Source organism: Methanobacterium formicicum DSM 3637 (genome assembly GCF_000302455.1).
Lineage (GTDB): Archaea > Methanobacteriota > Methanobacteria > Methanobacteriales > Methanobacteriaceae > Methanobacterium > Methanobacterium formicicum_A.
Map to the genome: position 1 here is coordinate 374,515 of NZ_AMPO01000001.1, position 20,505 is coordinate 395,019.

The following is a 20,505-nucleotide window of genomic DNA, read 5'->3' on the forward strand; positions in this document are numbered from 1 at the left end:
TTAGTCTTTGGTGCCTAGGATTAATTTTTTAAGATCTCTAAGGGACCATACTTTGAGGGCAACCACAAAAAGCACAGGGATCATGAATAAAATTAACAAACTCCATTTCAGGTTAATAAAAGAGATTAACATGGACAGGATCACTATGGCTGGTGTGAATAATGTGATTCTTTTAATGTAAGGATCGTATGGTTTTACCTTCTCCAGGATCAGATCATGATCTACAGAATACTTCCAGATCATAAAGGCGAACAAACCCACAACTAGGATGTTCACGTCGAAAATCACTTGTGAGAGCTGGTACTGGGGAAATTGTGCAATAAGTGATGTTGATAGGGGCACCAGAGCTATGAACATCAACCAGAAAACATTGATCCAGATCAAAGTCATATTTGCTTTTTTAATAAGGAACAATATATGGTGGTTTATCCAAAAACCAGCTAATATTAAGAAACTGAGAAAGTAAACAACGTACTTGGGTAAAATTTCTCCGGTGGTTTGTAGAAACAGTTGAGAAGTGTGGATGGGCCCCATGGGTATCTCAATGGTCACCACTAGGATGGTCATGGCTATAGCAAACAAACCATCAGTCAGGGTTTCCAGTCTATTGGTAGGAAAGTACAGGCCTGGTTTCTTTTTATCTTCAGAATTCATTTCAGTCTCCTTTTGCTTAAAATGTTCCCGTTTAGTTAATGGTTTGTTTACAATTTATAGATATCTGTTTTTAGTGGTATTATTAGGTCTATTAATTATTTACTTTATCCTCTTCTTTTTTTGACAAAGATACGTAATATTTAAAAGAACGGGTATCAGTATGAAAATGAGAATAGTTCCCACTGGAATGATAAAAGAAATTCCAATTGCTATCAACGATATTACTGGCAGTAAAAGGTTAGATCGTTGGATTATCTTGGCGTAGGGGGTCACTGGTTCGTATATCATTTCATTTTTAAAAGCGTAGTGCCAGATGTTATAATATAAAACGCCGATAATCAGCATGTTTAAGGCGAATATGATCTCTGCAAACTGGTACTGGCCATAGTTACTCATTAATGATGTGGAAAATGGCACAATGGCAATTGACATTAACCAGAATATGTTTAACCAGTTAAGGGCCAGATCAGTATACTTCATGGCGTAAAATATGTGGTGGTTCAACCAGAAACCACCTAAAATTGCGAAACTAATTATGTAAATGCCTATCTGGGGCATTAGTGTGTTAACGATATAATCATTGATTAAGGGTGGGGTGGGGTTAGCAGGCAGTACAGGTACTTCAAGGCTTAAAACCAGCAGAGTCATTGCTATGGCAAATATTCCATCAGTTAAGGTTTCAAGTCTGATTTTTGGAATTTTTTGTTCAGGTGCAACTGGTTCTTCATTGCCTGACATAATTACTCCAATGATTACCCAATGATTTTTTAGTTTTCAATCATGGCATTTAGATTTACCCAATGATTCATTTTAGATTATTCGATCATTGTTTTTAGATTTACCCAATGATTCCTTTTAGATTTACCCAACGTTTGTTTTTAGATCATCCTAATGATTGCTTTAGATGACACCTTTGGTACTGGGCATCCTATCATGAACCACTCTGGTTGCATCGTGCAGTGCACGGGCCAGGGCTTTGAAAATGGCTTCCACCTGGTGGTGGTCATTTTCTCCTTCACAGCGGGCGTGTAGATTGATCTTCCCTGTCTGGGCCAGAGACTCTAAAAAGTGCCCCACGTTCTCGGTGCTGAGGTCACCTACTTTTCCCTGGCGGAAGTTCAGATCCAGTACAGTGTAACTGCGGCCGGACAGGTCTACAGCTACCATGGCCAGGGATTCATCCATGGGAACCAAAGCATGGGCCATTCTACGTATTCCCTTTTTATCTCCCAGTGCTTCCTGCAGAGCTTCACCCAGAACTATGCCCATGTCTTCTACAGTATGGTGGTCGTCTATTTGCACATCTCCCTGGGCTTCCACATTCAGATCAAAAAGACTGTGCCTGGTGAAGGACTCCAGCATGTGGTTAAAAAACTGGATCCCGGTTTCCACCTGGTACTCTCCTGTACCATCCAGATCCAGCTCAACATTTATGCTGGTTTCAGAGGTCTTCCTCTGTATCTTGCTTTTTCGGTTCATTTGGATCATCCCTCACTATGAGTATGGCACCTTCCGGACACTTGGAAGCGCAGATTGTGCAGATGTGACAGTAGCGTAAATTGGTGGCCATGGCTTTATTATTCACATCCCATATTTTAGCTCCTTTGGGGCACTCTTCCTTACAGATTCCACAACCAGTACATTTTTCTGGATCTACTTCTATTCTCATAACCAATCTCCTTATAACTTATAAGTTATAACTTATCATTAAATATTTATAATCGATTAGCAGTATTTTTAGTATATCTAAAGGGTTAATAATCTTTAATTAATTATAACTTATAACTTCATGTTTTCATGTGGAAATAACTAAATAGGATCATCAGTCTTTTTGGTATATTTCCAGGAATTCCTGGAACCGGTTCAGGGTTTTCTTGAGACTTCTAAAACCTTCTTCATCTTCTTTAACCCCTTTTAGGGTATCTCGTGACCAGAAGTTGGCTCCCAGATTGGATCCAAATGGCCCTCCACTAACCGGTATTGCTCCGTTAAGAATATAAAAAGTCATAATCTGTTGTATGGCCAGTTCCTGACCTCCAACACGATCTCCACCCACAGCAATGGCCATTCCTACTTTGTGTTTCAGGAAGTTTATGTCCACTGCCGCAGCTGCACGGGTACGGTCCATAACAGCTTTGATTTGGGCGCTAACCCCTCCATTGTAAATGGGGGTGGCCATTATAATCCCGTCAACATCCTTAAAAAGAGGATAGAGTTGATACATATCATCTTTAACAATACATTCCTTTTTCCTCAGGCAGTAATCACAATTCCTGCAGGGGCTAATATCTTTCCCCCGAACAGTGAACAACTCGGTTTTATAACCCTTTTCTTCCATGGTGTTCAGAGCTTCACTTAGGACGTGCTCTGTGGCCTGTTTCCTGGGGCTTCCGCTTATTCCTAAAATTACTTTTTGCACATTAATTCCCCCACATTGAAAATAATTTGAATTTATTAGGTTTTAACTTTTTTCTTATACGAACTGTTTTTTCTTATAATATTGGAGAAATATGGTTATTACCATTTAAATCCTATTTTTATACTTTAATTCTTTAAAAATGATTTTGAATTCTGTGCCCTGACTTTTATTTAGAGTGATAATTCCATCAAGTTGATTTACTAAATTATTTACTAATTTAAGTCCAAGAGTATCCGTGTTTTTAAAATCAATCTCTTCAGGGAATCCAATTCCATTATCCCCTATCTTAAGTTCATATTTATCATCATCGGTTCTAAGACAAACACAGATTTCTCCTTTTTTACCCTCTGGAAATGCATGTTTAAGACTATTGGAAACCAGTTCGCTTATTATGAGGCCACAAGGAATTGCAGTTTCAATGTTTAACATTATGTTTTCGATTTTGATTGTGGGCTTTATCTGGCCTTCTTTGAGTCTATATGAATAAAAAAGACCGTGTATAAGGCTCTGGATATAATTTTCAAAATTGATTTTAGTTAAATCATTGGACTGGGATAATTTCTCGTAGATGGTGGCCATGGCCTTAACTCTATCCTGACTCTCCTTTAGGACATTAACAGTTTCAGCACTGATAACATATTGACTCTGAAGGTTTAAGAGACTGGAAATGATCTGCATGTTGTTTTTCACACGGTGATGTATTTCACTTAAAAGAACTTCCTTTTCATTGAGAGATTTTTTTATCTTATCTTCTGCTTTTTTCCTGTCGGTAATATCACGGGCTACATGTACAATTCCACTCAGCTTCCCATCTGAATCATGTAATGGTGATACACTGACAATGAAATCACCACCCAGACGATCCTCATGAACCTCAACAGTGTGCTCCTGACCATCTTCAAGCAATTTTATGTAGGGACAAAATGATGGGGGTGAATCTAATCCATGTACTACTTTATAACAGGTAAGTCCAACTGCTTCTTCAGGATCCACCCCTAATCTGTTGGCCATGGCCTTGTTGGCACGGACAACATGAAAATTAGTATCCAATATAACTATTAGGTCTGGAACGCTATCGAATGTATGTTCCCATTCCTCCTTTGCCCGGAGAATTGCATCATCATTTTTTTTCCGTTGGGTGATGTCTCTGGCGATTGTGGATATTCCAATTAGATCATGGGAGGCGTCAAAAATAGGGGACAGGGTTAATGAAACATTTATTTCTTTCCCATCTTTCCTCACCCTTATAGTTTCATAATGGAGGATACGTTGGCCCTGTTTGATTTTTTCGATGAACTTTTTTGTTTCATCCTTCAGATGAGGTTGTGCCAGGACGGAAATATCTTTTCCCACAATTTCTTCAGCAGGATATCCATAAATCAACTCTGCACCTTTATTCCAGCTGGTTATCTGCCCGTCAAGTAACTTGGATATAATGGCATCATCAGATGATTCCACCACGTTGGCCAGCATCTGAATTTTCTCTTCAAATTTTTGGAGTTGGGTGATGTCGCGTGCTGCTGCGAAAACTCCAACCACGTTCCCTGATTCGTCTTTATACAATGAAGCATTGTATAAGATAGGAGTTATATGGCCATTGGGGTGTTGAATCTTTAAAGGATAATCACGTACAAAACCTTCTTTGAAGACTTTTTGATAGCCTTTTCTGGCTTTGTCTGGTTCTGTGAAGTAATCTGAAAAGTCAGTGCCGATAATTTTCTCCCGGGAGTAGCCTGTAACCTTTTCAGTTGCCTGGTTAACATCGGTGATCTTACCATCTGGCCCAATGGTAACCAGAGGATCCAGACTGGATTCGATCAAGCTACGATTATACAGACTTGCCATTTTGAGTTCATCTTTTACTCGTTTTAGTTCAGCTCGCTCACGTAGAGCGGTTATGCCAAAGGCCAGATTGCCTGCCAGTTCCTCCATGAGCCAAATTTCATCTTGAGTAATTGCGTTGGCTTCGGAGGAGTAAATCATGAGAACTCCAAATACATTATTGTTTTTGTCTTTAAGGGGCAGAGCAATACCTGAACGGTATCCGTGCTGCAATGCACTTTCGCGCCACGGGCCCATTAAGGGATCAGTGGTGAAATCCTGAACATAAACGATTTCTCCACTCCTTATAACTATTCCTGCAGGACCTAAACCTTTCTCTGTGTCTTTTGACCAACTCAGTTTGGTATTAGTGACATATCCGCTATCAAATCCTGCCCATGCTACCGGTTGGATGGTTTTATTTTTATCGTGCTCAGCGTATCCCACCCAAGCCAGACGGTATCCTGCTTCGTCACAAATGATACGGCATATGTCTATCAGTAGGGTGTGCTCGTCTACGGCCCTTAATAATGTCTGGTTACAGTTACTAATGGCTTTTAATTTACGATTCAAACTTTTTTGTTCCTTTTCTGCCTGCTTTCGTTCTGAAATATCTCTTATTATGATCATATCTGCTGTTTGGCCTTTCCAAACCGTTTTCGCACCTGTAAATTCAATTGGAATAACTTTCTTATTTTTCCGCACAATAATGGTTTCGTGTGTTGGGGATAGAGGTTCGTCGGCAATTCTGCTATTATACCTTTCCATTAATCCTTTTATTTCATTAGGGTGCGCTAAATCACATATACTTGTATTAACCAATTCTTCAACCGTGTATCCGGTTATTTCTGCTGCCATCTGGTTGGCATATACATGGATTCCTTCTCCAGTGGCAATAAGGATACCTTCACTGGCATTGTCTGCCATGGCCCTGAAGTTTTCCATGATTTCATGGGTCTTCTCATCTGCTTTTTGTTGTTGGGTGATGTCGCGTGCTGCTGCGAAAACTCCAACCACGTCCCCTGATTCGCCTTTATAAACTGATGCGTTGTACAGTACAGGAGTTATGCTTCCATTTTTGTGTTGAATTTTTAAGAGGTAGTCCCTAACATATCCTTCCTTAAAAACTTGCTGATAACCCTCTTTGGCTTTTTCAGGTGTGGTGAAATAGTTTGAAAAGTCCGTTCCTATTAATTCTGCTCTTGAGTAGCCAGTCACCATTTCCGTGGCCCGGTTAACATCGGTGATCTTACCCTCCGGACCAATGGTAACCAGAGGATCCAGACTAGCTTCAATCAAGCTACGATTATAAAGACTTGCCAACTTAAGATCATTTTCAGTTTTTCTACGGAGGGCTTCGGCATCATCCCTAACTTTCTCCACTGATTTTTTGTACAGGGCAATATCAATAGTGTATTTCAGTTCAAGAGGGTCGTATGGTTTTATTATAAATCCATAAGGTTCGGTAAGTTTAGCTTCTTGGACAGTAGCTTCTTCAGAATGGGCTGTCAAATATATAAACGGGATTTTAAGTTTTTTAATGTTGGATGCTACTTTAATACCGTTAAAATTTCCTTTTAAAACTATATCTATCAAAACAAGATCGGGCATAATATCTAATGCTTTTTCTACAGCTTCTTCGCCACGTGAAGCGATATATGGAACATTATAACCGAAAGATTCCAGTGTGTGCTTGATATCCAGGGCTTCTATGCTTTCATCCTCTACCAGAAGGATATTTACATCTGCCATAATACACCTGATATCATTATGTTGTTTAAGATATTTGTTTTTAGCGAAAATGCGCTTTACTGGAAATGGGTAGAAATATCCAGTTAAATCGAGTTAAATAAATTAGTTTAGTCTCTTAAAAGATTAAAAAAAGTTAAATTGGTAAAAATAATTTAAAAAAGTTAAAAAGAAATTAAGAGCACAATTAGTGCCCTCAGAAGTTCTTTTTTTATATTGATTCGTCTTCGTCTAAAGCCAGTCGCATGGTGTCAGGGTCCTGGGGCATTTTTTCCAGGAAGTCCTCGGCTGCGTGGCGTACATCTCTGGAACCGATGATGTAACGGCCCACCACAATAATGTCCGCACCACTGTCTAAGGCCTGATCCATCTTTTTAGGAACAATACCCCCGGCTACTGCCACCAGACCATTATCGCCCAGAATGTCCTTGATCTGGTTAATGTTACCCCATTCGGTCATGGCTGCCTGTTCTTCACCACGTTCAGCTTTCATGGTTTCCAGGTCCACGTTACGGTGTAAGAGGACGATGTCTGGTTTTAAATTGAGGGTTTCCAGTTTTTCAGTGAAGTTGTCCACATTCATCATGTCCAGTATGGAGTAAATTCCCTGTTTCTGGGCTTCGTGGATTGCTTTTTCAATGGATTCCTGGGTACCAAGTCCGGATATAGCCACTGCATCTGCAGTTTCATCTGCTGCCATTTTAACTTCTACACGGCCAACATCCAGGGTCTTGAGGTCGGCAATGATGAAGGCATCCTTCTTGAGTTCCCTGATCTTGCTGATGATTCCCACTCCAAACTTCTTAACCAGTGGGGTTCCTGCTTCTATCAGGATTCTTTCCCTGTCGGGTAAGCTGTCTATGATGCGTTCCATTTCCTGCATGTTGTCCAGGTCAAGTGCTACCTGCAGGTACGGTGGCTTCCATAGTCTGGTTACTTTGAAACCCATAACTGGATGCGCTCCTCTGTCTTTTTCTGCTAATACTTTATTTACGGATGGATATCCTTCCATTGCTCTTCTCAGGGCTAGTTTGGTTGCTCCGTAGTTGTACTGGTAGATTTTACGGTAATCTGAGGCTTCAGGATGAATAAACACACTGATGATCAGAACCATGTCTTCGGCATCTTCTTTTGGTAATATACCTTCTTCCACTGCATCAGCCACTGCTCTACCTACTGCGGTTTGAGCTGGTCCAAATATCTTGTTGGCATCATCAAGACATCGTACACTGACTTTGGGCACTATGAGTGTTGCTGGTTTGGTCATCAGGTTAGGTCTGACAACTGAGAGCAATGGTGTGTGGCCCAGTGAAAGATTTGACATATTATTCACGAAGGCAGCGCCTACTGGCCCGTTTTTGTCTCCAATTACTAGATCAATGTGAGCAATTTCATTTCCGTTTCCGATTAAGGCTTCCCCTATCTGGTACATAATAATGATCCTCCAATTTAAGTCTAAATTTATACATTAATTCTATGAATGATGGATTATAAATAGATATTCTACCCATCCATAAAAGTTCTACCCGTCCAAAAAAGCTGAATTCTCCACAACCTGTTTTGGGAATGAAAAAAAGTAAGGGGGTAGAAAAAAGTAAAAAATTTATTTTAGGGTTAAAAAAGGTTTAGATGGATTAATCTACTATTTTACCTTCTAGATAATCATCATAACCTTTAAGATCCAGAAGTCCGTGGCCAGAGAAGTTAACCACTATGTTTTTCTCTTCACCAGTCTTCTTGCATTCTAATGCTTCATCTATTCCGATTTTTATGGCGTGACAGGTCTCTGGTGCAGGTACTATTCCTTCTGTTCTGGCGAAGGTCACTCCGCTCTTGAAGATATCGTTCTGTTCCACAGCTCTTGCTTCCACAATACCCTGGTTAACCAGAAGAGCCACTAAAGGTGACATACCGTGGTACCTGAGTCCTCCAGCATGGTCTGAGGGTGGTATGAAGTCGTGTCCCATGGTGTACATCTTAATGAGTGGGGTGAGCCCGGCGGTGTCTCCGAAGTCATAGCAGTATTCTCCCTGGGTCAGGGTTGGGCAGTGGGATGGTTCGGCGGCAATGAATTTACAGTCGATTTTTTCATCCAGCTGGTCTTTGACGAAGGGGAATATGGCTCCGGCAAAGTTACTGCCACCACCAACACATGCCACCATAACATCTGGGGATTCATCGAATATTTCCAGTTGTTTCTGGGTTTCTTGTCCGATCACGGTCTGATGTAACATAACGTGGTTTAAAACGCTTCCTAAGGAGTAATTCACTTTTTCATCATTTAGTGCGTCTTCGATTGCTTCGGATATGGCCACTCCCAGGGTTCCGGGATGCTCTGGATTTTCTTTAAGCACTTTTCTACCGAATTCAGTTCTATCGGTTGGGGATGCTAATACCTCTCCATTGTAGAGTTGCATGATTGTTTTACGGTAAGGTTTCTGGTTGAATGATACCTTAACCATGTAAACTGTGCACTCCATATCCATGAGGTTACAAGCCAGTGAAAGAGCAGTTCCCCATTGTCCTGCCCCGGTTTCGGTGGTTAAACGTTCAATACCATCTTTTTTAGCGTAGTATGCCTGGGCTATTGCTGTGTTTAATTTGTGACTTCCAGTGGGGGAGGTGTCTTCCCTTTTGTAGAATATTTTGGCAGGGGTGTCCAGATGATCTTCCAGAGCTTTGGCTCTAACCAGGGGAGTGGGTCGACCCATCTGTTTGTAAAGGTTTCTAACTTCCTTTGGGATCTTAATGTAACGTTCTGTGGATAATTCCTGTTCTAATACTCCTTTGGAGAATATTTTAGGCAGATTTTCCAGCTGTTTTCCTTCTTCGGTCTGATCGTAGGCCGGGAACTCTACTGGTAAATCCGCGGCGATGTTGTACCATTTTTTGGGAATTTCTTTTTCAGTTAATTTTACACTGTACATGAATTCACCTCTTAAATTTTCCTTGATTTCAAATTTAATTCCTATACGCATTATTTGAAAGATTTACTCCTTAATTATGCATATTAACTGGATTTAATAAATGGGAAATCTTGAAAAATCAATGAAATAATCTTTGTATTTTTATAGATTTTTTAGACGTTCCCCTATATAATTGTCTGACACAAGGATATGCTTAACGTACTACTTAAATCTTTGTTGTATAGATATGTACATTTTATTGGTGTATCATTGAGTGGGGTGTTAATTCTTATTATAAAAGGGTCTATACTATAAAACATGAAAATACTGGCAATAGATGTGGGTACCGGGACCCAGGATATAATGCTATATGATTCTTATGAATCAATGGAGAATGCAGTGAAGATGGTTCTTCCTTCTCCTACACAAATAATGGCCAACAGGATAAAAAAACATCATCATGACCTGTTTTTGAGTGGTGAAACCATGGGTGGGGGTCCCATAAATAAGGCCATAAAAACTCATCTTGATAAAGGTTACCGGGTGGTGATGACCGAAAATTCAGCCAGAACAGTCCGGGATGACCTGGAACGGGTAAGGTCTACCGGAGTGGAAATTATTCAGGGAACAGAAAAACATCCCGAAATCCCAGAATTAGAGCTAAAAGATGTTGATTTAACTGCAATCCGGGATGCTCTTTCGAATTTTGATGTGGAACTTGATTTTGACCGTATTGGGGTGGCAGTGCAGGATCATGGTTACCAGGCAGGAACTGGTGACCGGAACTTCCGTTTCCAGAAGATAAGGGAGAAACTTGACATTCCACGGGCACCGGAAGAGTTTGCCTATCCTGGTGAAATCCCAGAATACTTCACTCGTATGCAGGGAGTTAAGAGAACCCTTAAAGGTTACCAACCACTTATAATGGATTCTAAATTCGCTTCTATTTGTGGAGCAACTCTGGATCCTCTAGTCAGTCAGATGGATAAATACGTGGCTATTGATGTTGGTAACGGACACACACTGGCGGCTTCTTTTATGGATGGGAAGATTCATGGAGTTTTTGAGCATCATACTGGTATTTTAACTCCTAAACGAATAGAAGAACTTGTAAAACGGTTATCTGAAGGTACTATCACTCATGAGGAGGTTCATGATGAACATGGACATGGGGCATGGGTGGTGGATGCCATAGGATCATTTGAATGTGTGGTGGCCACTGGGCCAAAGCGTGCCATACTGGCTGAGACAGATTTAAATGTACACAACGCTGCTCCAGGGGGAGATGTGATGATGACTGGGCCGGCAGGACTGATAAAATCTATTGCATCATGTAAATAAACTGATTAATCTAGTCAAATAAGTTGATAATTCACTAATTAGGTAATAAGCTGATAAAATCTATGGCAAATAATTAAGTAACCAATTAAATGAACTTAAAGTAAGTAAATTACAGGTGATATTCGTGATCATTGACCCCCACATTCACAGTACCTACTCTGGAGACTCCACAGCCACGGTGAAAGATATTGTCAAGCATTCCCGTAAGATTGGCCTGGATGCCATTGCCATTGCTGATCACAACACCCTTAAGGGGTCAGAGGTTGCTTTAAAAGAATTCGGTAAAATGGATGATCTGGTGATCATACCGGCCATGGAAGTTTCCACCAGCAAGGGGCACATCGTGGCCCTGGGCATAAGTGAAGAAATACCCAAAGGAATCTCTCCTGAGGAAACAGTGGAACTCATCCGTGTTCAGGGGGGAATTGCAGTAGCAGCCCATCCATTTGTATCCTACCGGGAAGGACTGTTTACCAATGTGAAATTTGTGGATGTTGATGCCATGGAAACCCTTAACTCCCGTTATATATTCGGATACTCCAACTGGCGAGCTAAGAACATGGCCAATGAAAGGAACATCCCCCAGATCGGTGCCAGTGACGCCCACTTTTTAGGGGCCATTGGTAGCTGTGTTACTGAAGTGGAAGCAGATTTCTCAGTGGATAGTATTATCAAGGGTATACTTTCCGGTAAGACCAATGTGTTCGGAGACAGAACACCATTACCCCTCATACTTAAAGAAGTCATTAACAAGAAGATCAGACGAATTTGAATGATATTTTATTTTTTTCAATTTTTTGATACTTTTGTCAAGTTTTTAAATAGGATGAACTATTTTTGGGCATATTAAGATAAAATTAAACATATTAAGATAAATTTAAATATTTTAACACCCTACATAGGGCCATGGTTCTTGATCAAGTCACTCAGTACATCCAGGAGAACTTCGTCTACCTGCACCCGGGTTACACCACATTCAATACCATTGTTTTTGGTATAGTTCTGGGTCTAATAATTCTCCTAATCATTAAAATGTTTAAATGGATTGACAAGGACCCGCAGGATCTTTTCATACCCTTAATACCATTCATATTCTTCGGATCCAGTGCCAGGGCCCTGGTGGACAATGGTATATATCCCTTAACCTACATCCTGGTAACTCCAGGCATATACATATTAACTGGATTAACTGCAATATTCACCCTTTTAGCATCGGTTTTAATTGAACGCAAGATTGGGTGGAATTATCGCTACATCATATTTGCAGTGGGTGCAGCGATGTGTGTTCCAAACTTATATTACACTCAAAATATCAATCCAGTGGTAGTATTCCAGGTAATTGGAACATGGGCTTTAATTTCTGCACCATTCGTACTACTTGGTTTTAAATGGAGTCTTTTAAAGGACAAGTTTAACCTGGGTGTTCTTTTAGCTCACCTTCTGGATGCCAGTTCCACCTTTATAGCAGTGGATTACTATGGTTATGGTGAGCAGCACGTCCTGCCCAATGCCCTCACCCAGATGGCGGACAGTGCCATTGTAATGTTCCCTCTTAAAATAGCAGTTATACTACCTGCCCTCTACATAATCGATACTTATGTCGAGGATAAGACCATCAGAAACATGTTAAAACTGGCTATATTTATTCTGGGATTGGCACCGGGCATCAGGAATTTCCTGAGCCTGGCAATGGGAACATGATTAGCAGTAAATTAGTTTTATCATAAATTTTTAGGTTTACTCGTTAAAATTTTCTTAACTTTTTACACAATTTTTTTATGAAGTCCAACACAAATACTAAATAAATGTCAAACCACAGGGGTCTTCCCATGTACATAGATAAAGTAAAAAAAGAAATGAAAATACCTGAAAAGGTAAGAATATTCGATACCACCCTCCGTGATGGTGAACAAACACCAGGGGTGGCTATAACGCCGGACGAAAAGATTAGAATAGCCAAGAGGCTGGATCGTCTGGGAGTGGATGTTATAGAAGTGGGTTTCCCAGCAGCATCACTGGGTGAGCAGAAGGCTGCACAGGAAATTAAAGGTCTGGAACTTAATGCAAAAGTATGTGGTTTGGCTAGAGTACTGCAGGAAGACTTAGATGCAGCTATAAATTCTGATGTGGATTACATTCACACTTTTATAGGTACATCTCCATTACACAGGGAATTTAAGTTACACATGGGTCAGGAGGAAATACTGGCTAAATCAGTGGAAGCAGTGGAATACATCAAGGATCATGGTATCATAGCAGAGTTCTCAGCCGAAGATGCCACCAGAACTGAGTTTGAATACTTGAAAGAAGTTTACACTGCAGTGGAGGATGCTGGGGCAGATGTGATCAATATTCCCGACACAGTGGGGGTCATGGTACCCTCCTCAATGCGCCAGCTGGTAGCGGATATTAAAAACGTGGTGAACATTCCCATAAGTGTGCACTGTCACGATGACTTTGGACTGGCAGTGGCCAACAGCCTGGCAGCAGTGGAAGCCGGAGCCCAGCAAGTCCACGCCACCATCAACGGTCTGGGGGAAAGAGCAGGAAACACCTCCCTTGAAGAGGTGGTCATGGCATTAATGACTACTTATGGTGTTAAAACTAATATAACAACCGAACTCTTAGTGGGAACCTCGGAACTGGTTTCCAGAATCACTGGAGTGAAAATGCCACCTAACAAGGCCATTGTGGGGGAGAATGCATTCGCCCATGAAGCAGGTATACATGTCCATGGGGTATTACAGAATGCTGAGACCTATGAACCAATGAAACCGGAAATGGTAGGACACACCCGCCGTATAGTCATGGGAAAACACTCAGGGGCCCGTTCCATAAGGTCAAAACTTGATGAATACGATATTGAGATGGATGAAGACCAGTTCTGCACATTATATGACCAGGTGAAGAAGCTGGGAGATAAGGGTAAAATGGTTACCGACGCCGATCTCCAGGCACTGGCCGAAACTGTGCTGGGAAAACCCAAAGAAGAAAAGGTCAAACTGGAGGGCTTCACTGTGATGACCGGGGACAACGTACTTCCCACAGCCACAGTTAAACTGAACATGGATGGTAAGATAAAAACAGCTGCAAAAACTGGTGTGGGGCCAGTTGATGCTGCTATAAATGCTATACAAGATTTAGTAAGGGAAACTGCTGATATAGAACTCAAAGAATATCATATTGAAGCAATAACCGGTGGTACCAATGCTCTGGCAGAAGTTTTTGTAATCATGACTGATGGTGAAGGTAACAGTGCCACTGGACGGTCGACTGTGGAAGACGTGGTCATGGCCAGTGTTGAAGCAGTTTTAGATGCAATTAACAAAATCCTTATTGCAAGATAAAAATCCTTATTGCAAAATATTGCATGGCATGAAGTTGCACTAGATTGTGATAAATAAGCACAGAGAATCATTATAAGATGGTAAAGATATAATTAACAGTACTAAATTAGTTAAGAGTTATTATGTTGTATAAATTTCAGGAGTGCAGATAACCATGGCCAGTGCAACTATTCTAGTGGTGGAAGATGAAAGAATCACCGCAGAAGACATACGGGCAGGACTAGAGTTTGCAGGTTACAAAGTACCCGTAATATGTTCTACTGGTGAAGATGCCGTTCAACAGGCTGGACGAATTGAACCCAATTTAGTACTCATGGATATCAAATTAGAGGGTGAAATGGATGGTATTGAAGCAGCTGCCCAGATAAGGAAGTTCTACGACATCCCAGTAATTTATCTAACTGCTTATTCTGATGAAAAAACTGTTGAAAGAGCTAAATTAACAGAACCCTCTGGCTTTTTGGTTAAAGGGCAAGGAATGTTAAGCAAACCATTTGATGAGAATGAACTCCATGCAGCTATAGAAATCACATTATACCGTCATCAGATGGAAAAAGAACACGATCAGCTAGCATCGGCCATGCTACTGAAAACCAGTGAAGCGGTGATTGCAACCAATTCCACCGGTCAGATCAGATTCATCAATACCCTGGCTGAGAAGATAACTGGCTGGACTAAAGATAAAGCACTGGGTAAAAATATAGAAGAGGTTTTCCTACCTCTTTCTGAAATTAAGGATGAATCCTCCCTGGAAGATGTTCTGGCTGAGGGGAAACCAGAAATAATTTCTCGTAATGGTTCACGTTTCATGATTAAAGGCACTGTAACTCCTATAAAAGATTACAAGCATGAAATAAACGGTATGGTAGTATCATTTCAGGTTCAAGATGATTGATACATTGATTTAAAAAGCAGTGTTAATTGGTAGAGTAATATTAAGGGGGAATATGAAATGGCCAATGCAAATATCCTGATAGTGGAAGATGAGAGGATAACTGCTGAAGACATGAAAAGAGCATTAAACAGTGTTGGTTTTAATGTGCCCGCCATTGTGTCTTCTGGTGAAGAAGCTATTAAGGCAGCCGAAGAGTTAAAGGTTGATCTGGTGATCATGGATATTAAACTGGAAGGTGAAATGGATGGTATCCAGGCTGCAGAGAAGATCCGTTCCAAACTGGGAATTCCCATTATCTACCTGACTGCCTACTCTGATGAAAAAACAGTTCAAAGGGCCAAAGTAACCGAACCTTCTGGATTTATTCTCAAACAACCATATGGATTTTTACGCAAACCATTTGAAGAAAGTGAACTCAACACCGCCATTGAAATAACCCTTTACCGGGATCGGCTGGAAAAAAAGCTCCGAAAACATGATAAATGGTTGGGGGCTATGCTCAGAAGCATCAGTGATGGGGTGATTGCCACGGATCCCCATGGTCAGGTAAGATTCATGAATTCAATGGCTGAAGAATTAACAGGCTGGCTGGAAGAAGATGCTTTAGGTCATGATGTACGTGACATATTCAAACCCATGGATTACAAATTCCCCCGGGGTGAGGATATTTCTATTACTGAATCTCGTTTTAAAAGAGCCATTCTGCCAACCAAAGATGGAAGCAAATTAACAGTTGATGGAAGTGTGACCCTCATTAAAGACTTTGAAGATAATATTGATGGTTTTGTGGTAATATTCCGCTCAATTGACCAGTGATCTTGAATATTCCATTTATCTTGAATATTCCATTTTATCCGGGTACGTTATGTTGAAGTTTTGTAGATGAATTCCTAAATCAATATTAAATCGTTCGATTATCATAAAATTAAGTTTTAACTAGTTTGATTAATGGTTCTAAACTAGATTTTAACTAGATTTTAACTAGATTTTAACTAGATTTTAACTAGATTTTAACTAGATTTTAACAGATATTTATTTTTTGTAACGTTTCAAAGGGCTTATTTCCTTAAACTGTGTAATAAAATATATATAATATTAGTAACAGCATAGAATCATAGTATATCAATGGAGGTTAAGTGAATGTCAGAGGAAAATGTGGTGTACATTGGAAACAAACCGGTAATGAACTATGTATTAGCTGTAGTAACACAGATGAACGGCGGTACCAACGAAGTAATACTAAAAGCCAGAGGACGAGCCATCTCTAGAGCAGTGGATGTTGCAGAGATAGTCAGAAACAGATTCATAACTGATGTGAATATTGGAGGCATTGAAATATGCACAGAAGAAATTATGAATAATGAAGGGACCTCCACAAATGTTTCGGCCATTGAAATACAGCTTGCAAAGGAGTTCAGTAAATAGTTTTTAAACCTCCTGTTTTCCTTTTTTTATGTGAATTAATTCAATATAAAGTTTAATTCCACATTTAGGGATTTTATTTAAATTTTATTTAAAAAATAGAGAATGGTACATTTTTATATTTATATTTTATATCTCAATTTTTTCAATTTCGTATACTATACTCTAGTACGGTAATTAGAATTGTATTGAAATTATATTGTATTTGGAAATTATGAATAACATTTTGTTTTAAAAATGGATTTTTTATATTAATTGTTTTTTATTTTGTTTTTGAAAACATTATTCCTGATTTATTTTAAAAAATTTAAAAAAAAGAATACAGAAGATGATGAAATCTTCTGCAAATTTAAGAACCGAATCCTTCTAGGATTATTTTATTTATTCATCCTTTTTTCGTCGGTTGCGTACAGTTCTACCAATCAGTAAAAGGGCGATTATGACTATAATTGCCCCACCGATGTAGTAGACGTATACTGACATTGGAGCGGTTTTTTTGTCGTTGTTGAGGGCATACATGGATCCATCATCTGCACCAATGTAGATCATGTTTCCATAGGTTGCTGGAGAAGACTGCATAGGCTGATTAAGAATACCATAGCCTGGATTGTAGGTCCACTCTTCGTTACCATTGTATTTGTTCACTATGTAAACTGTACCTCCATCTGATCCAAATACAATTTTGTTACCGGTAATGGCGGCTGTGGTCTGCACTGCACCGCTGGCGGTGTAATTCCATTTTTCCACACCATTTCGGGTGTCCAAACACATCATCTTACCATTATCAGCCCCTATAAACAGGCTGTTGTCGTTGGTATCGATTGTTGGTGAAGAAGCAACTGCTTTGCCCATATCGTAGTTCCACTGGAGTGTTCCATCGGAGGTATTAAGTGCGTATACTTTTCCATCATTGGATCCAACATAGACCACATCGTTCATCACTGCTGGGGATGATTCCACTTTATCTCCAGTGGTGTATTCCCACGTCTTATTACCATTGTTTATATTCAGAGCGTATATTTTTCCATCATCTGATCCAACAAACAGTGTGCTTCCAGAGATGACTGGGGATGATTTGATGGCATTACCTGTGTTGTATTCCCATACTTTGGTTCCATTGTTAATATCTATTGCGTAAATTCGTCCATCGTCTGATCCAACATAGGCACGGTTACCCTGAATCAGTGGTGAAGACTCTATGGCGTTACCTGTTTTGTATTTCCATTTCACATCACCATTTTTGGTATCCTGAGCGTAGAGGTATCCATCTGATGATCCCACATAAAGAACATCTCCTGCCAGGGCTGGAGAGGATACTACTGCCCCGTCAGTCTTATAGTCCCAAAGTTTGGTACCGTCTTCCATGTTAACTGCGTAAACATGACCGTCGTTAGAACCAAAATAGATTATTTTGTTCATTATGGCGGGGGATGATTTTATAGCTCCCTGTGTATTGAAATACCATACTGTAGGTGTGAAATCTGCGGCCTGGTCAATAAAACCTGTATGCTGGGCATTTTCATGGAATGAACTCCAATCTGCACCTGCAACTGTCGCTATGCCCATTGGCGATGCCATAAGGCATGTTATCATAAATCCGAGAAGGATTTGCTTTTTTCCAATATCCATTTTATCACCTTATTACACATTTGTTAAGCTAAAATCTTCTTAAATGTCTCTGTTAAATCTGGTCACTCCCATAGCGAAGAATAATAGGGTGAAACCTGCCAAAACTACTATGTCGATCCATATGTCTCCAATTCCTGCTCCTTTTAACATAACTCCTCTTAAAGCGTCGTTTGCATAGGTTAATGGGAATATGTAAGCTATTTTCTGGAATATCCAGGGCATGGTTTCAATGGGGTAGAACACTCCTGAGACGAACATCATGGGCATAGTGAAGGGCATCACCATCTGGGTGTAATCTTCCTGGGTGGAAACCCTGGCAGAAACCATTATACCGAAACCAACAAAACACAAGGCTGACAGGACCAGTAAAAGGATAGTCAGTGTTAGGCTGCCGTTAATGGTAATTCCAAATAGTACTATGGCTGCAGCTATGAGTAGTATGGCTCTTGCTGTTTCTATGGTAAGTTTAGATATGATCTTACCTCCCACTACCGTAGCCACACTGGTGGGAGTCATGAATAATCTTGCCAGTTCTCCTCGCTCACGTTCACCTGCTAAAGCCTCTCCCATACTGAACATGGCTCCCATCATTATGGTCATGGCTAGAATTGCTGGAACCAGGAAGTCAATGTACTTTATGTCACCGTATATCTTGGTGATCTGGAAATTAATTGAGTTCATTATATTCTGGTAGTTAACTCCAGTGAGTGCAGATGTGGTTGGAACGCCCTGGGACTGTACCTGAATTGCCGCGGACTGGGTATTCATTGCCTGTAATTTTTGAATTCCAATTTGGGAAGATATCTGATTGAAAAGTCCCTGTGTTGCCGGTACCAATGCCTGTGTTGCTATTTGATCCGAAGAATCCACATACGTCACTACGGATTTGGCATTGGAACTGTTTAAGTTCTCATAATCAGAGGGTAGTATAATAGCTGCTTTTACCTTCCCTGATTCAACCATTTCTTTCCCCCGTTGGGGGTCACTGATTATATCAACTACATTGTAAAATGATGTTCCTTTAATGGCATTGAGTGTAGCGTCGGTTACTGGACCATCACTCTGTTTCACCACCACCACTGGAACGTTTTCAATGGATCCGCCCATACCATAACCAAAAAGGGCTATCATAAGTATAGGGAAGAGAATAATGGAAAATAAACGGGGTTTATGCCTCCAAAGGACTATTAAGTCTTTTTTAAGCATCCACATGATTTTTTTAGTTTCAACCATTTAATCACCTCCCTGTCCCTGGTTTTTTTCTTTTTTGGCAGTTACTTTCATGAAAACATCTTCTAATGAAGGATCCTTAGTTGATATGGATGTTATGTTACCTCCAGTTTCCATGATTGCGGATATCACCTGGGTAACTGCATTTTCAGTGTTAGCCAGTTTAAATCCAAGTCTTCCTGATGCGTGAGTTTCAATATCCAGAACACATGGTATTTGGGATAATCTATTAACCAATTCACTATCTGAACCAGTTACCATCAAACTCATTTCTCTGGCTTTGTCAATTTCAGATTCTCGTGCAACATCTTTCAGCTTGCAGAGTGAGGGATTGGTGCTGCTGAGAGTATTGGATTCTTCCATTTCACGCACGATTTCTCCTACATTACTTTCAGTACACTCTTCCTGTGTAAGTACCGTGTCTTTGAGGCCCTGTGGTGTGTCAAATGCAGCAAGTTTTCCTAAATTGATTATGCCTACGTGATCACAGAGCATATCCACTTCGTACATATCGTGAGAACAGAGGATAATAGTGTGGCCGCTCTGGTTTAATTCATCAATCAAATCCCATAACACGCTTTTAGTGGTTGGATCAAGACCAATGGTGGGTTCATCCAAAAATAGGATATCTGGTTGATGTACCAGACTGGCAACTACCGATACTTTCTGTTTCTGTCCCCCGGACATCTGCTTAACCATCTTGTTTTCAGCGTACTTGATGTCCACCAGTTCCATTAATTCATCAATTCTCTGTTCTTTAAGGTCCCTGGGCATTCCGTAGTAATCTGCGCATAGTTCTGCATTTTCCCGTGCAGTGAGATCACCATATAAGCTTACCAGTTGTGGTACCATCCCTATTTTTTGCCGAACTTCGTCTGGTGATTCAGTGATATCGTATCCTGCTACTTTTGCAGTGCCTGAAGTAGGAGGAATTAAACAGGTGAGCATTTTTATAGTGGTTGTTTTACCCGCCCCATTTGGGCCTAAAAATCCAAATATGCTTTTATTTTCAACTTTCAATTCTAAAGCATCAACTGCTTTAAAGTCACCATATATTTTGGTGAGATCAGAGGTTTCAATGGCATATTTCAT

Annotated in this window: 18 protein-coding genes; 7 read left to right on the forward strand and 11 right to left on the reverse strand. The window is 40.3% G+C overall.

Going from position 1 to position 20,505, the window contains the following annotated elements; translation table 11 throughout:
- From A994_RS01785 to A994_RS01820, 8 genes are all read right to left on the reverse strand, one after another.
- On the reverse strand, positions 1-654 hold the full coding sequence (locus tag A994_RS01785; protein ID WP_004029545.1) for a TMEM175 family protein: 654 nt from the start codon (positions 652-654) through the stop codon (positions 1-3).
- Between the two features lie 99 nt (positions 655-753).
- Positions 754-1,392 carry a TMEM175 family protein gene (locus A994_RS01790; RefSeq protein WP_004029546.1) on the reverse strand — a complete coding sequence of 213 codons (639 nt, stop codon included), beginning with the start codon at positions 1,390-1,392 and terminating at the stop codon, positions 754-756.
- A 162-nt stretch (positions 1,393-1,554) separates the two neighbouring features.
- Complete coding sequence (gene hisB / locus A994_RS01795; protein ID WP_004029547.1) at positions 1,555-2,133, reverse strand: imidazoleglycerol-phosphate dehydratase HisB; 579 nt, start codon at positions 2,131-2,133, stop codon at positions 1,555-1,557.
- On the reverse strand, positions 2,096-2,323 hold the full coding sequence (locus A994_RS01800) for a 4Fe-4S binding protein (protein ID WP_004029548.1): 228 nt from the start codon (positions 2,321-2,323) through the stop codon (positions 2,096-2,098). The genes hisB and A994_RS01800 overlap by 38 nt, the downstream gene beginning before the upstream one ends.
- Before the next feature lie 153 nt (positions 2,324-2,476).
- Complete coding sequence (locus A994_RS01805; RefSeq protein WP_004029549.1) at positions 2,477-3,073, reverse strand: flavodoxin family protein; 597 nt, start codon at positions 3,071-3,073, stop codon at positions 2,477-2,479.
- A 105-nt stretch (positions 3,074-3,178) separates the two neighbouring features.
- A complete protein-coding gene (locus A994_RS13510) occupies positions 3,179-6,646 on the reverse strand; it encodes a PAS domain S-box protein (protein WP_004029550.1) in 3,468 nt (1,155 codons plus the stop codon).
- A gap of 208 nt (positions 6,647-6,854) precedes the next feature.
- The gene (locus A994_RS01815) at positions 6,855-8,075 is read right to left on the reverse strand and encodes a bifunctional 5,6,7,8-tetrahydromethanopterin hydro-lyase/3-hexulose-6-phosphate synthase (protein WP_004029551.1); all 1,221 of its coding nucleotides are present in this window, start codon (positions 8,073-8,075) and stop codon (positions 6,855-6,857) included.
- A 202-nt stretch (positions 8,076-8,277) separates the two neighbouring features.
- On the reverse strand, positions 8,278-9,570 hold the full coding sequence (locus A994_RS01820; RefSeq protein WP_004029552.1) for a TrpB-like pyridoxal phosphate-dependent enzyme: 1,293 nt from the start codon (positions 9,568-9,570) through the stop codon (positions 8,278-8,280).
- A 297-nt stretch (positions 9,571-9,867) separates the two neighbouring features.
- Between A994_RS01820 and A994_RS01825 the strand changes: the two genes are divergently transcribed.
- From A994_RS01825 to albA, 7 genes are all read left to right on the forward strand, one after another.
- On the forward strand, positions 9,868-10,890 hold the full coding sequence (locus tag A994_RS01825; RefSeq protein WP_004029553.1) for a DUF1786 domain-containing protein: 1,023 nt from the start codon (positions 9,868-9,870) through the stop codon (positions 10,888-10,890).
- A gap of 124 nt (positions 10,891-11,014) precedes the next feature.
- The gene (locus A994_RS01830) at positions 11,015-11,662 is read left to right on the forward strand and encodes a PHP domain-containing protein (RefSeq protein WP_004029554.1); all 648 of its coding nucleotides are present in this window, start codon (positions 11,015-11,017) and stop codon (positions 11,660-11,662) included.
- Positions 11,663-11,796: 134 nt separating this feature from the next.
- Positions 11,797-12,591 carry a DUF63 family protein gene (locus tag A994_RS01835; RefSeq protein ID WP_004029555.1) on the forward strand — a complete coding sequence of 265 codons (795 nt, stop codon included), beginning with the start codon at positions 11,797-11,799 and terminating at the stop codon, positions 12,589-12,591.
- Positions 12,592-12,719: 128 nt separating this feature from the next.
- Complete coding sequence (locus A994_RS01840) at positions 12,720-14,237, forward strand: 2-isopropylmalate synthase (protein ID WP_004029556.1); 1,518 nt, start codon at positions 12,720-12,722, stop codon at positions 14,235-14,237.
- 154 nt (positions 14,238-14,391) lie between these two features.
- Positions 14,392-15,132: an ATP-binding response regulator gene (locus tag A994_RS01845; RefSeq protein WP_004029557.1), complete on the forward strand. Its 741-nt coding sequence runs from the start codon at positions 14,392-14,394 to the stop codon at positions 15,130-15,132.
- A gap of 57 nt (positions 15,133-15,189) precedes the next feature.
- Complete coding sequence (locus tag A994_RS01850) at positions 15,190-15,948, forward strand: ATP-binding response regulator (protein WP_004029558.1); 759 nt, start codon at positions 15,190-15,192, stop codon at positions 15,946-15,948.
- 324 nt (positions 15,949-16,272) lie between these two features.
- The gene (gene albA / locus A994_RS01855; RefSeq protein ID WP_004029559.1) at positions 16,273-16,557 is read left to right on the forward strand and encodes a DNA-binding protein Alba; all 285 of its coding nucleotides are present in this window, start codon (positions 16,273-16,275) and stop codon (positions 16,555-16,557) included.
- Between the two features lie 378 nt (positions 16,558-16,935).
- Here albA and A994_RS01860 read toward each other — a convergent pair whose 3' ends face one another.
- From A994_RS01860 to A994_RS01870, 3 genes are read right to left on the reverse strand one after another with little or no spacing between them, the layout of a single operon-like run.
- Positions 16,936-18,183 (reverse strand): outer membrane protein assembly factor BamB family protein, encoded by a 1,248-nt coding sequence (locus A994_RS01860; protein WP_004029560.1) that lies wholly within the window; start codon positions 18,181-18,183, stop codon positions 16,936-16,938.
- Between the two features lie 39 nt (positions 18,184-18,222).
- Positions 18,223-19,416: an ABC transporter permease gene (locus A994_RS01865; RefSeq protein WP_004029561.1), complete on the reverse strand. Its 1,194-nt coding sequence runs from the start codon at positions 19,414-19,416 to the stop codon at positions 18,223-18,225.
- Complete coding sequence (locus tag A994_RS01870) at positions 19,417-20,505, reverse strand: ATP-binding cassette domain-containing protein (protein ID WP_004029562.1); 1,089 nt, start codon at positions 20,503-20,505, stop codon at positions 19,417-19,419. It abuts the gene before it with no gap.